Below are 12,922 nucleotides of genomic sequence, written 5' to 3'. Positions count from 1 at the left end.
GCGTCGCCCGATAGTCCTTCCCAAACGCCACTCCCCGAGACTTCGGAACTTCGGCGGGTTGGCGCCGAATCTGCGTCCATGGACGTCCGGCGTGCGGGCAGCGCTTAGCCGCAACTATGTAGTGGGCTCGGGTCCCGGGTCGCGATCCCTAGAACCACTCGAACACCTCGATCCGGGGTGCGCGTCGATGTCCCACGCTCGTCGCAGCCTGCCAGGATTGAGTCGTGGACATCGCTGCGCTCGTCATCTCCGGCCTGGCTGCCATAATCGCCGGCCTCGGAACGGTCATTGCCAACAGACGCGCTAACGAAGCCCTACGGGAATCGCGGCAGGCGGTTACAACCGCGCTTTGGTCGGCTGTTCAGGAAGCGGTACAGCGCCTCGTCGGATTCGACCCCATAACTGAGCCGGTTGGTGAACGTCTAGCAAACCTGCGCATCGCCATGATCGACCTCGCCGACGAGTACACGGACTGGGACGGCCTCGACGAGTGGCTCGAGGCCGAACGCGTCCTCGGCGCAACCCTCGGACGGCAGGTCATGGTCACAGCGAAGCCCGGCGACAGCGTTGAGCAGCGGCTCGAGAATCTCGACCCGCTAATGAACTGGGCGCACGCGCTCAGCCAAAATCTCCGCCATTTCCGCGCCACTGGCTATGACAAGCAGGCGCTACCGAAGCTGCAGTCTCATGCCGGAGACCTCACCAAGCGCACTCATGAGCGCCACGGGTGGCAGCTGCCGCCGACTTCGATCCCGTACCTCAGGCCTCTCGACTAATTACGGGATAGACCGACCGGTCTCTGGCCCGTCGCCCACCCAGTGTTGTGAGGTTCGCAGTGCGAGATCGCGATCAGCTCGATGCACGCCAACGGTTCCCCTACGAGGGACCCCCTGTGCGCTCTGTCACATCGTGGAACCGGTGTGTCATCTAGCATGGCCACATGGGCGAGATACAGGCTGGGTACGGCGGAGTTTTCAACTCAAACCTCTGGCGTCGGGTGAGCGTATCCATGGTCGCCCTCGGCACCGTGGCTGCCGTCATCGGGCTCGTGCTCCTTCTCGTGCCGAGTGACCAAGCGAGCTTCGGCTGGTTCGCCTACGCGCCGCTCAGCAACACGACGTTCTCTCCAATAGGCCTACAACTCTCGCCACGGAGTCAGGTCGGGATCGCGCTGTTCATTGTCGGGCTGGCAGTGCTCGCATTCGGTGCCGGTTGGATGCTCGGGCAACGTCAAGCTGCAAGCCCAGCGACGATTGCTCGATCCGGGCAGTTCAGGCAACTGAAAGGCCCCACTGCTTCGCCCGCGAGTCCAACGCCCTAGGCGCTGCTGGTTGTCTACCCGTCCGTGTCAAGAGCCCGGTCAATGGCGGCCAAGATTGCATCGAGCTCTTCGAAGTCTTCGGCACCATAGACGTCCAGGTCGCTTCGATCACGTGCTTCATTCATAGGTCGAATCTACTGGCCGCCCCGCGGATGCACATCCGTACTCGACTTACCAAAGGCCGTGTCTAGTGGAGCTCGTTGAGCATAGCGACTCGTCACGATCAACCAGCGGATTCATAATCCGTTGGTCTTAGGGCTCTCTGCCCGCCCAACCAACGACAAATAGGACGGGTTCGGCGTTAGCGACGGCCCGCTATTCCTCGTCTTTTGCGAATGCCCGGTCGAGGAGAGCGGCGGTCGCCGGGTTCACCAGCTCGCTCCGTTGAATGTAGTGCTGCACCGTAATCTTCGTGTCGGTGTGGCCAAGCAGCCCTGCGGCGAGTTCGATGTTGGCGTTGGCGTTGACCGCGGTCGCGACCGTGCGGTGGAACATGTGCGGGGTCACACCCTCGATTCCCGCTCCCCCGAGCACGTGACGCAATTGTCGGCGCACGTTCGCGGTGGTCAGCGGTGTACCGTCTCGGGATTGGAAAAGCAGATCATCCAGGCCCATGCTCCCGGCATTGGCAAGACGCCGGCGAACCGCGTCGGCGGTGAACGTGGGTAGTGCCACAACGCGACGCGACTTGGCGGTTTTGGGGTGGTCCTGCCGGAAGGTCTGCTCGCCGTTGCGGCTGACAATGGTGCCGGCCAGGCGGATGGACGGTATGGCGCTGGTGATGTCGATGTCCCGGCGGCGGATGGCCAGCACCTCGCCGATTCGGGCCGATGTGCCGAGCATGACCTCGATGATCGCGCCCAGCTGCCCGTCGGGCTTGGGGCCGGAGATGTGGTCGGCGGCGCTCTCCCACCGGGCGATGGCCGCGCGGATGACGTTCACTTCCGGGGCCGTGAGCGCATCGGGGATGTGGGGCTCGCGGTACAGGCGGGACACGTGGTCCATCGGATTGCTAGGGAGAATCTCATGCCGTACCGCCAGCTCAAGCGCCAGCCGTAGAACGACGCGACCTTGCTTGGCTCGACTGTGGGAGAGCTTCGCAAGCTGTTTGATGAAGTGATCGCAGCGAGCGACGCCGATCTCTCGCAGCGTGAGACTGCGGAATACCGGGAGCACGAGCGTTCTCATGTTGCGCTCGTACAGGTTCCGGGTCGTCCTCGAGATTCGATTCTCCATGTCGATGTCCTCAAGCCAGTACGTCGCCAAGTCTGCGAACGAGCTGTCCGGCGTCAGCGAGGAGTTCGTCGGCTGCTGCAGGTATCTCGTTGTGAGCTTGCTCTTCAGCGATCGCTCAGCAGCCCTGGCGGTGTCTCCGGTGGCCTGAACCTGGCGCGTCTGACCGTCCCAGTCCCGGTAGCGGGTCCGAGCCTCGAACCGGCCCGACGGCGTCACCCGGATAGTGATGTCTCCGAAGGTGCTGATCGTCAACCGTGGCCGCGACATCTCAGCTCACCGCCGATCGGTGCGCCGGGGCGGGCTGGTGGGTTCCCGCTGCTCGGCAATCCAGGCCCGCACGTCGGAGATGGCGAACTTCAGGTGTTTGCCGAACCGGTACGCCGTTGGGCCTTTGCCGCGCACGCGCCAGTCGTAGACAGTGGAGATCGGGATGCCGAGGTAGGTCGCCAGCTCGGTGATGTCCATCAGGGGTTCCAGGCCCCACGCGTCGGTGGAGGCGGTAGAGGAGGAGGTTGGGTATTCGTCGTGGATGCTCATACCCAGAAGGTGCGCACCACACTCCCGGACGACCGGGATGGACCGAGAACGAGGTCGCCGCCTCGGATGGGAAGGCCGTCTCAGCGGCTCCGGAGAGGAGTAAAAGATGGGTTTGTGATGGGGTAGTCAATTCTTTAACCAAAAAAGTCCCGGAAACCCTTGAGTTTCCGGGACATTTGGTCGGGCTGACAGGATTTGAACCTGCGACCCCTTGACCCCCAGTCAAGTGCGCTACCAAGCTGCGCCACAGCCCGCCGCTCTTGCACCGATTCCAACGAACAGAATCAGCAGGAGACAACTTGAATATCTTACCGCGTCTGGGAACCACTCGCGCACCGTCTGGGCCGCGGAGGGAAAGTCGCGGTGCTGAACCGAGCACGGGCGACCGATGCAGTGGCACAGCGACGGCGCGGGCGGAGCGTGAGCGCATGCCGGCAGACAGCGAGATCAGGATCGAAGCCGCCGCATCCGTGCTGCGGGAAGACGTGAGCCAGGTGTTCGCCACCCGCGGCGACCCGGCACGATGCTGGTGCCAGTACTTCAAGCTACCGAACCGGGAGTTCCAGAACGCTACAGCGCAAGCGTGCGCCGGGACGCTGCGGGAGCAGGTGCAGGCCAGCGCGCCCGGGCCGGGCGTCATCGCGTTTCTCGACGGAGAGCCGGTCGGTTGGTGCGCGGTTGAGCCGAAGCCGGCGTATTCGCGGCTGCAACGGGCGACGGTGGTCACCGTGGGCAGCCGGCAGAAGCCTGACGACGCATCCGTGTGGCCGGTCACATGCTTCGTGGTGCGGGTCGGAATCGGCGGCGCGGAGTTGCGGCGGCGCGGCTGTGCGCGGCTGTGCGCGGCTGCCGCCCAGGCCCGCGGCGCGGGTGCGGAAAGGCCGGGTCGTGATGGAGCTGGTGGTTCAGACGACCGAAAAGGCCCCGTCCGGGAGATGAGACATCTCCCGGACGGGGCCTTGTGACGCGCGGAGCGGCTAGCGCTTGCGCTTTTCGCGCACGCGCATGCTGATGTTGATCGGGCTTCCCTCGAAGCCGTAGACCTCGCGCAGACGACGCTGGATGTAGCGACGGTAGCCCGGGTCGAGGAACCCGGTGGTGAAGATGACGAAGGTCGGCGGGCGGCTGGAGGCCTGGGTGCCGAACAGGATGCGGGGCTGCTTGCCGCTGCGCACGGGGTGCGGGTGCGACGCGGCCAGCTCGGCGAGGAACGCGTTGAACTTGCCGGTGGCGATGCGGGTGTCCCAGGCTTCGAGAGCGGTCTCGAGGGCCGGAACGAGCTTCTCCATGTGGCGGCCGGTCTTGGCCGAGATGTTCACCCGCGGCGCCCAGGAAACGTGCGCCAGGTCCTGCTCGATCTCACGTTCCAGGTAGCGGCGACGGTCGTCATCGATCTGGTCCCACTTGTTGAAGGCCAGCACGAGGGCGCGACCGGATTCGAGCACCAGGTCGATCACGCGCACGTCCTGCTCGCTGATCACCTCGGTCACGTCGATCAGGACCACGGCCACCTCGGCCTTTTCCAGTGCGGCGCTGGTGCGCAGTGAGGCGTAGAAGTCGGCGCCCTGCGAGAGGTGCACGCGACGACGGATGCCGGCCGTGTCGACAAAGCGCCACACCCTGCCGCCGAGCTCAACCTGCTCGTCGACGGGGTCGCGCGTGGTGCCGGCGAGCTCGTTGACGACAACGCGCTCCTCGCCGACGACCTTGTTCAGAAGGCTCGACTTGCCCACGTTCGGTCGGCCGAGGATCGCGACGCGGCGCGGTCCGCCGACTTCCTGCTTGGCGACGGCGGAGATCTCGGGGAGTTCCTCGAGGATCGCGTCGAGCAGGTCGGCGACGCCGCGGCCGTGCAGGGCCGAGACAGGCCAGGGCTGGCCGAGGCCGAGCGCCCAGAGGCTCGCGGCCTCCGGCTCCTGGCGGATGTCGTCGACCTTGTTGGCGACGAGGAAGACGGGCTTGCCGGCCTTGCGCAGCAGGCGCACGACGGCCTCGTCGGTGGAGGTCGGTCCCACGTTGGCGTCGACGACGAACATGACGACGTCGCAAAGTTCGATGGCCAGCTCGGCCTGCGCGGCGACGGATGCGTCGATGCCCTTGGCGTCGGGCTCCCAGCCGCCGGTGTCGACGAGGCTGAAGCGGCGTTCGTGCCATTCACCCTTGTAGGTGACGCGGTCGCGGGTCACCCCGGGGGTGTCCTCCACGACGGCCTCACGGCGGCCGAGGATGCGGTTCACGAGCGCGGACTTGCCCACGTTCGGGCGGCCGACGATGGCGATGACCGGCAGGGCCGGCAGGTATTGGATGGCGTCGGGGTCTTCCGTCACCGTGTCAAGAACGTCGAAGTCCTCGTCCGCGAGGTCGTACTCGTTCAATCCGGTGCGGAGGGCGGCGGCGCGCTGCGTCACCAGGTCGTCGTCGAGATCGTCCAGGCGCGTCACCAGTTCGGTGTCGGGGTCGGGGATCGTGTCGTCGAAGTCGTTGTTGTTGGTCATGCGATGGCCTCGCGGTAGGTATTGATGACGTCGAGGACCGCGTCAATGGTCTGTTCGAAGTCGAGATGGGTGGAGTCGACGGTGGTCACACCGTCTGCGGCGCTCATGAATTCGACAACCTGTGAGTCAGCGTGATCCCTGGATCGCAGCTGTTCCGCCACGGTGTCAGTCGATTGGGTCGATATTTCCGCAGAGCGCCTAGTCATTCTAGCCTCCTCGGAAGCCGTGAGCAGTATGCGGATCTCGGCGGTGGGAGCGACCACGGTGGTGATGTCCCGGCCCTCGATCACGATTCCGGTGCGCTTGGAGCTTGCCGCGATGGCGCGAAACAGCTCCGTCAGGTGCGTGCGCACCTCCGGGATGCGGGCCACGGAGCTGACGATGGCGGAGACGGCGGGGTCGCGGATCGCGTCGGTGACATCCGCCCGGCCGACCCGAACGACGTGCTCGTCGGGGGCGATGCCGATGGAGTAGTCGAAGTCGCCCAGGGCGGCCACGACGGCGTCGGTGTGCTCCGGGTCGATGCCCCGGTCGCTGACGAACCAGGCGAAGGCCCGGTACGCGGCGCCCGTGTCGAGGTAGTCGAAGCCGATGCGCCTGGCGGCGGCGCGGCTGACGCTGGACTTGCCGCTGCCGGCCGGCCCGTCGATGGCGACGATGTGGGGGCTTGAGTGACGACCCATGATTAACCAGCAATCCGCCAGCCGCGGGCGGCCAGCTCTTCGGTGAGGCGACCAACGGCCTCAGGGAGTACAGAAATTTCGGCCAGGCCCAGTTGGGCGCCCGGTGAGTGCTCGAGGCGGAGGTCTTCGAGGTTGACCCCGACCTCGCCGACCTCGTTGAGGAGTCGGGCAAGCTGCCCGGGGGTGTCGTCGACCATCACGCTCAGCGACACGAAGCGGCGGTCCTGGCCGTGCTTGCCGGGCAGGCGGGCCACCCCGGCGTTGCCGCCGGCGAGTTCCTCGGCCACCTTGCGGCGCGCGCCCGGTGCGGCGGGGGCTTCCAAGGCGTCGATGAAGCGGTCGAGGTCGTCGCGGTAGGCCAGCAGGATGTCCCGCACGGGTTCGGCGTTCGCGCCGAGGATCTGCACCCACAGCTCGGGGTCGCTGGCCGCGACGCGGGTCACGTCGCGCAGACCCTGGCCGGCGAGGTTCAGGGCCGAGCCGGCGGCATCCGTCAACCGGCGCGCCATGATCGTGGAGACAACCTGCGGCACATGGGAAATGAGCGCCACCGCACTGTCGTGCTCCTCGGGGCTCATCTCGACCAGGATCGCGCCGAGGTCGAGGATCAAGTCGTCGATCGCGGTGGCCTGCTGGTAGCTGATCGCGTCGTGCGCGGCCACCACCCAGGGGCGCCCGACGAAGAGGTCGGCGCGGCCGGCGAGGGGTCCCCCGCGTTCTCGGCCGGCCATCGGGTGACCGCCGATGTAGCGGGACACGTCGGCCCCCAGTGCGCGCAACTCCTGCAGCGGGGCGAGCTTGACGCTCGCGACATCCGTCACAATCGCCTGCGGGTGGGCGGCCAGCTCGCGCGCGACGATCTCGGCCGTCACGTCGGGCGGCACGCACACCACGATCAGCTGCGGCAGGTCGCCGGCAGTGGCGGCGCGGCCGGCGCCGTAGTCGACGGCGATGCTGAGGTTGGTCGGCGACGCGTCGGCGAGGATGACGTCGATGCCGCGCGCGCGGAGGCCCAGGCCGATGCTGGTGCCGAGCAGGCCGGTGCCCACGACGCGCACGGGCCCGATCAGGCGAGATTCAACCACTGGAACTCCTGACCTGGGCCTAGATCTTGGTTTCGGCCCGCGACACGGTGAGCAGCTGCCCGAGTTCGACCTTGGTCAGGTCGCGCACGGCGCCCACGCGCAGCGTGCCGAGGTGCAGCGGGCCGAACTGGCGGCGCACGAGGTCGACGACGGGGTGGCCGACGGACTCCATCATGCGGCGCACGATGCGGTTGCGGCCGGAGTGCAGGGTGAGCTCGACCAGGCTGAAGCCGTCGCCGGGAGGGCTGGTCAGGATGCGCGCCTTGTCGGAGGAGATGGGCCCGTCGTCGAGTTCGATGCCGCTCTGCAGCAGCTGGATGGTCTGCGCCGACACGCGGCCCTCGACCTTGGCGATGTAGGTCTTCAAGACCCCGAACGACGGATGCGCGAGCACGTGCGCGAGATCGCCGTCGTTGGTCAGGATCAGCAGACCGCTCGTCATCGCGTCGAGGCGGCCCACGTTGAACAGGCGCTCCTCGAACTGGTTGGTGAACTCGCGCAGGTCGGGGCGTCCACTCTCGTCCTGCATCGACGAGACGACGCCGACGGGCTTGTTCAGCATCACGTAGCGGCGGCTGGTGTCCAGCTGCACGGCGACGTTGTCGACCATGATCAGGTCGGAGTCGGGGTGGATCCGGCGGCCCAGCTCGGTGACGACCTTGCCGTTCACGCGCACGCGGCCGGCGGCGATCATCTCCTCGGAGACCCGTCGGGACGCGACGCCCGCGGAGGCCATGACCTTCTGCAGGCGCACGCCGTCGGCGGCGGCCTCGAGATTGGTGGGTGTCCCCTGAATCCCCTGGTTGTCGGTTGTCATGGCAATTCCTCAAATCCGTTCGCGCCGTCATTGAGCAACGGCGATAGGTATGGCAACTCGTCGAGCGAGTTGATTCCGAGCTGGGCTAGCAGAAGGTCTGTGGTGCCGTAATTGATCGCACCGGTCTCACTGTCGGTGAACGCTTCGGTGATCAGACCGCGGCCGAGCAGTGTGCGCACGACCGAATCCACATTAACGGCACGAATCGAGGCTACAGCCCCGCGGCTGATCGGTTGCTTGTAGGCGATCACGGCGAGGGTCTCCAGGGCCGCCTGCGAAAGCCGGCTCGGGTTCTGGGTGACCACGAAGTCGGCCACGGTCACATCGTGCTCGGGCCGCACGTAGATGCGCCAGCCGCCGGCCACCTCGCGCAGCTCGAAGCCGCGGCGCACGGTGCCGGCGAGGCCGTCGAAGTCGGCCACGAGCCGGGCGACGGATGCGCGCACCTCGCCCAGCGTGGCGTCGACGGCCGCGGCGAGCTGCAGCAGCCCCTGCGGTTCGTCGGCGACCATCAGGATGGCCTCGAGGGTGCGCTCGAGCGGGGGGCGCGGGGCATCCGTGCCCTCTGTGTTTTCTGTGTTCCCTGCGTTCTCTGCTGCGGGGGCGGTGTCACTGCTCATAGTCGTGTCAATGCTCATAGTCGGCTCCGAGGTTGGCGAGGGTGTCATCGGTCCAGGTCTCGGCACTCCAGTGCAGGCTGAGGTCGCCGAGCGGCACGAGCTGGTCGAAAGAGATGGCGTCGAGGCGGTACAGCTCGAGCACGGCCAGGAAACGGGCGATCACGACGCCCTTCACCTCGGCGCTCACGATCAGCTCGCGGAACGTGAGCGTGTCGGCGGCGCGCAGCATCCGTACCACGTAGGCCGCCTGTTCACGGATGCTGACCAGCGGCGCGTGCAGGTGGTCGAGCCCCACGCCGGGCAGAACCCGCGGGGTGAGTGCGAGGGCGGCCAGGGCGGCGAAGTCGCCGAGGGAGAGAGTCCAGACCAGCTCGGGAGTCTGGCGGCGGAATTTCTCCTCCAGCCGCACCGCCCGCACGTGCCGGGTGGACTCGGCGTCGAGCCGGCCCTGGAACCAGGCGCTCGCGCTCTTGAAGGCCCGGTACTGCAGTAGCCGGGCGAACAGCAGGTCGCGGGCCTCGAGCAGAGCCACGTCTTCGGCGTCGACAAGCTCACCCTGCGGCAGCAGCCCGACGACCTTGAGGTCGAGCAGGGTGGCAGCGACCACCAGGAATTCGGTGGCCTGGTCGAGCTCTTCGTCCTGGTCGAGGCCGCGCAGGTAGGCGATGAACTCGTCGGTGACCCGGCTCAGGGAGATCTCGGTGATGTCGAGTTCGTGCTTGCCGATCAGGGACAGGAGCAGGTCGAACGGACCCTCGAAGTTGCCGAGGGCGACCGAAAACGACTTCGGTGCGTCTGCGTCAGGCGACGGCGCCACGCTGGATCAGTTCCCGCGCCGCCTGCTTGTAGGCCTTGGCGGCCGCGTGCTCGGGTGCGAATTCGGTGATCGGGACACCGGCGACGCTCGCGTCGGGGAACTTGACCGTGCGGCCGATGACCGTCTCGAGCACACTGTCGCCGAACGCGTCGACGACCCTCTCGAGCACCTCGCGGGAGTGCAGGGTGCGGGAGTCGAACATGGTGGCCAGGATGCCGTCGAGTTCGATGGCCGGGTTGAGCCGGTCACGCACCTTGTCGATGGTCTCGATCAGGAGCGCCACACCGCGGAGGGCGAAAAACTCGCACTCGAGCGGAATGAGCACGCCGTGGCTGGCCGTGAGCGCGTTGACGGTGAGGATACCCAGCGACGGCTGGCAGTCGATCAGGATGACGTCGTAGTCGCCGGAGATCTTGCGCAGCACGCGGGCCAGGATCTGCTCGCGGGCGACCTCGTTGACGAGGTGCACCTCCGCGGCGGACAGGTCGATGTTGGCCGGGATGATGTCGAGGTTGTGCACCGACGTCTTCTGGATGGCGTCGTGCGGGCTGACCGAGCCGCTCAGCAGCAGGTCGTAGATGGTGGTGACGTCGTGGGTGGGCACACCGAGACCGGCGGAGAGGGCGCCTTGCGGGTCGAAGTCGATGGCTAGCACGCGGCGGCCGTAGCCGGCGAGGGCGGCACCCAGGTTGATGGTGGTCGTCGTCTTGCCGACGCCGCCCTTCTGGTTGCACAGCGAAATGATGCGCGCCGGGCCATGACTGGGCAGAACCGCGGGTTCATCGAAGTCGCGCTTGGGTCGACCGGTCGCACCGACCGGTACCTCGTCTAAACCGGAAAGTCGTGTCCGGTCATCCTGCTTGCGCGCCACTGAGATGCCCTCGATCCGTCTTACACCTGTCACTGTCCCCACTGTAGCGATCGGATCGGGCATGTTGCGGCACGGATCGCCGAAAACCGCAGGTCTGCCGCGTGAATCCGGCGTGTCTCGGCCTGTCATCGGCCTGTCATCGGTCCGTCATCGGTCTCTGATCTGTGGAACCGGGTGAGTCACAGGCTCTTGCGTTAAGATTTTCAAGTGCCTCAGCCATTTACGCCCCTCCGAATCGCGCTCGTTTGCCTGCACACGTCCCCGGGAGCTGAGCCGGGCTCGGGCGACGCCGGGGGCATGAACGTGGTCGTGCGGCACCAGGCGGAGGCTCTTGCCTCCGCCGGCCACCACGTCGATATCCTCACCCGTCGCTCCTCCCCCGTGTCGAAGACGATGCAGTTGAGCCCCGGAGTGACGCTCCGCTTTCTCGAGGCCGGACCGGCCCGTCCCGTGCCGAAGGGCGACCACGAGGAGTTCATCGAGGCGTTCCGCGTGCAGATGGATGCGCTGGGACCCTACGACGTCATCCACTCGCACCATTGGTTCTCGGGTATGGCGGCGCTCCCGCTCGCGCGCCGCCGGGGCATCCCGCACGTGCAGAGCTTCCACAGCATCGCGGCCGACGCGTCGACGCCGTTGTCGGCCGGCGAACGCCCCGAGTCCCCCGGGCGTATGGCCGGCGAGGCCTGGCTGGCGCAGGAGTCGGATGCCCTGGTCGCAATCAGCGAGTCCGAGGCCGACACCATCGTGCAGCGGCTCGGCGGTGCGCCCGAGCGCATCTCGATCGTGCTGCCGGGGGTGGACGGGATTCTGTTCCGGCCCACGGACATCCGGAGTGTCGGTGCCGCCGCGGTTGGGGCTGCCGAGCTTTCTGGACCGATCGACATCCGCGGGTACGCGATCGTCGCGGGGCGCCTGCAGCCGCTGAAGGGCCTCGACCTCGCGATCGAGGCGATCGCGGCCGTGCCGGAGCCGATCCGGCCCGAACTCGTGATCGCCGGCGACGCGTCAGCCGACTACGACGGCTATATCGACGAGCTTCGGTCCCTCGCGGCCCGGCACGGAATCGAACGCAACGTGCGTTTCGTGGGTCCGCAGTCCCGCGTGGACCTGGCTCTGCTGCTGAGCGGCGCCCGGGTCGTGCTCGTACCCTCGCACTCTGAAACGTATGGGCTCGTGGCGCTGGAAGCGGCCGCGAGCGGTGTTCCCGTCGTCGCCGCGGCGGCCGGCGGACTGCGCGAGGCGGTGCTCGACGGCGACACCGGCGTGGTGCTGGACTCGCGCGATCCGAAGGTCTGGGCCGGCGCGCTCACGCAGATTCTCTCGAACCCCGCGTTCGCCCGGCGTCTGTCGCTCGCCGCGCGCGAGCGGGCCGAGCACCTGGACTGGCCGCGGTCGGCAGAAGGCCTCGTGACCGTGTACCGGTCGCTGGTGCGCCCCGGTGCCGGCGACCGCCGCCCCTCACTGCTCAGCGCGTGAGTCTGCTGGACGGTGTTCCCACTGTTCTGTTCGTGCACGCTCATCCCGATGACGAAACCATTGCGACGGGTGCGCTGATTGCGGAAATGGCAGCCCGGGGCATCCGGGTGTCGTTGCTGACCGCCACGCGCGGCGAGCAAGGCGAGGTCGTGCGCGGGCCGCTGTCGGTGCTCGAGGGCACGGATGCGCTCACCCGGGAACGCGAGCGGGAGCTCGCCTGCGCCGCGGCGGCCCTCGGCATCGGTCTCGCGGATCGGTTCTGGCTGGGCACGCCGCCCGCGCGCGCCGCGGGCCTCGCGCCGCGCGCGTACCGGGACTCGGGCATGACCTGGATTCGTCCGGGGCTGGCCGGGCCGGCCGACGACATCGACGGCGACGCCCTGGTGCGGGCGCCCCTGGCCGAAGTGACCGCGGATGTGGCCGCGCTGATCGGGCAGCTTCGGCCTGCCCTCGTGATCAGCTACGACAACGGTGGCGGGTACGGGCATCCGGATCACGTGCGCATGCATGAAGCGGCGCTGGCCGGCAGCCGGGCTGCGGGGGTCGCGTTTGCCGAGGTGGTGCAGGTGGGGGTGGATGGAGCCACATCGGGTGCGGGTGTTGCGGGTGCGGGTGCGGGTGCGGGTGCGGCCGAGTGGTTCGACCTGTCGGCGCACCTCGCGACGGTCACGGCTGCCCTGCGCTGCCACGCGAGCCAGCTCACCGTCGACGAGGGCGGTGGCCACATCGTGCACTCCGGCGGGCAGCGCGAGCCGATCATCACTGTGGTGGGGCTGCGCCTGCTCTGAGGTCGGCCGCACCGACCTGCGCCCGTCTGCGGGATCTGCACTGGCTTCCGCTGGTCAGCCGCCGGCCTGGTGTGTAGCCCCTCGTGCATAACTCCTGCAAATCCTGCAGAATAGGCCCGAAAACACGGTGGAACCGGCTCCCGGCAGCCAAATTGCAGGAGCTATGCCAGGGA

14 protein-coding genes and 1 tRNA gene are annotated in these 12,922 nt (G+C 67.5%); 5 read left to right on the top strand and 10 right to left on the bottom strand.

All coding sequences use genetic code 11. From position 1 onward, the window contains the following. Positions 1–224 precede the first annotated feature (224 nt). Both E3N94_RS12805 and E3N94_RS12800 read left to right on the top strand, forming a co-directional pair. Entirely contained in the window at positions 225–776 is a 552-nt protein-coding gene (locus tag E3N94_RS12805) for a hypothetical protein (protein ID WP_134570360.1), read from the top strand. Between the two features lie 164 nt (positions 777–940). After that, entirely contained in the window at positions 941–1,321 is a 381-nt protein-coding gene (locus tag E3N94_RS12800) for a hypothetical protein (RefSeq protein WP_134570359.1), read from the top strand. 315 nt (positions 1,322–1,636) lie between these two features. Here the strand turns inward: E3N94_RS12800 and E3N94_RS12795 are convergent, their stop codons facing one another. The 3 genes from E3N94_RS12795 to E3N94_RS12785 form a co-directional block, all read right to left on the bottom strand. Beyond that, positions 1,637–2,809 carry a tyrosine-type recombinase/integrase gene (locus E3N94_RS12795; protein ID WP_241987127.1) on the bottom strand — a complete coding sequence of 391 codons (1,173 nt, stop codon included), beginning with the start codon at positions 2,807–2,809 and terminating at the stop codon, positions 1,637–1,639. A gap of 21 nt (positions 2,810–2,830) precedes the next feature. Continuing rightward, entirely contained in the window at positions 2,831–3,094 is a 264-nt protein-coding gene (locus E3N94_RS12790; protein ID WP_241987126.1) for a helix-turn-helix domain-containing protein, read from the bottom strand. A gap of 177 nt (positions 3,095–3,271) precedes the next feature. After that, positions 3,272–3,348: transfer RNA gene (locus E3N94_RS12785), tRNA-Pro, on the bottom strand. 174 nt (positions 3,349–3,522) lie between these two features. On the opposite strand from E3N94_RS12785, the gene E3N94_RS12780 reads away from it, so the two are divergent. Further along, a complete protein-coding gene (locus tag E3N94_RS12780) occupies positions 3,523–4,059 on the top strand; it encodes a hypothetical protein (protein ID WP_134570357.1) in 537 nt (178 codons plus the stop codon). Positions 4,060–4,071: 12 nt separating this feature from the next. Here the strand turns inward: E3N94_RS12780 and der are convergent, their stop codons facing one another. Genes der through E3N94_RS12745 form a run of 7 tightly spaced genes read right to left on the bottom strand, consistent with a single transcriptional unit; the run spans position 4,072 to position 10,482 of the window. Further along, the gene (gene der / locus E3N94_RS12775) at positions 4,072–5,589 is read right to left on the bottom strand and encodes a ribosome biogenesis GTPase Der (protein ID WP_104100397.1); all 1,518 of its coding nucleotides are present in this window, start codon (positions 5,587–5,589) and stop codon (positions 4,072–4,074) included. After that, positions 5,586–6,272, bottom strand: a complete 687-nt coding sequence (cmk, locus tag E3N94_RS12770) for a (d)CMP kinase (RefSeq protein WP_134416729.1) — start codon at positions 6,270–6,272, stop codon at positions 5,586–5,588. Before cmk ends, der begins: the two co-directional genes overlap by 4 nt. Before the next feature lie 2 nt (positions 6,273–6,274). Further along, positions 6,275–7,357 carry a prephenate dehydrogenase gene (locus E3N94_RS12765; protein ID WP_134570356.1) on the bottom strand — a complete coding sequence of 361 codons (1,083 nt, stop codon included), beginning with the start codon at positions 7,355–7,357 and terminating at the stop codon, positions 6,275–6,277. 19 nt (positions 7,358–7,376) lie between these two features. After that, positions 7,377–8,174: a pseudouridine synthase gene (locus tag E3N94_RS12760; protein ID WP_134570355.1), complete on the bottom strand. Its 798-nt coding sequence runs from the start codon at positions 8,172–8,174 to the stop codon at positions 7,377–7,379. After that, positions 8,171–8,812: an SMC-Scp complex subunit ScpB gene (locus E3N94_RS12755; protein WP_134570354.1), complete on the bottom strand. Its 642-nt coding sequence runs from the start codon at positions 8,810–8,812 to the stop codon at positions 8,171–8,173. The genes E3N94_RS12760 and E3N94_RS12755 overlap by 4 nt, the downstream gene beginning before the upstream one ends. Continuing rightward, positions 8,802–9,611 (bottom strand): ScpA family protein, encoded by an 810-nt coding sequence (locus E3N94_RS12750; protein ID WP_134401390.1) that lies wholly within the window; start codon positions 9,609–9,611, stop codon positions 8,802–8,804. The genes E3N94_RS12755 and E3N94_RS12750 overlap by 11 nt, the downstream gene beginning before the upstream one ends. Then, a complete protein-coding gene (locus tag E3N94_RS12745; RefSeq protein ID WP_233191344.1) occupies positions 9,595–10,482 on the bottom strand; it encodes a ParA family protein in 888 nt (295 codons plus the stop codon). The genes E3N94_RS12750 and E3N94_RS12745 overlap by 17 nt, the downstream gene beginning before the upstream one ends. A gap of 207 nt (positions 10,483–10,689) precedes the next feature. Between E3N94_RS12745 and E3N94_RS12740 the strand changes: the two genes are divergently transcribed. Next, positions 10,690–11,961: a glycosyltransferase gene (locus tag E3N94_RS12740; RefSeq protein WP_233191335.1), complete on the top strand. Its 1,272-nt coding sequence runs from the start codon at positions 10,690–10,692 to the stop codon at positions 11,959–11,961. After that, positions 11,958–12,749: a PIG-L family deacetylase gene (locus E3N94_RS12735; RefSeq protein ID WP_134570353.1), complete on the top strand. Its 792-nt coding sequence runs from the start codon at positions 11,958–11,960 to the stop codon at positions 12,747–12,749. Before E3N94_RS12740 ends, E3N94_RS12735 begins: the two co-directional genes overlap by 4 nt. The last annotated feature ends 173 nt before the right edge of the window (positions 12,750–12,922 follow it).

The organism is Cryobacterium sp. Sr3, assembly GCF_004402835.1.
GTDB lineage: Bacteria > Actinomycetota > Actinomycetes > Actinomycetales > Microbacteriaceae > Cryobacterium > Cryobacterium sandaracinum.
This window is presented reverse-complemented; position numbering and strand designations above follow the sequence as displayed.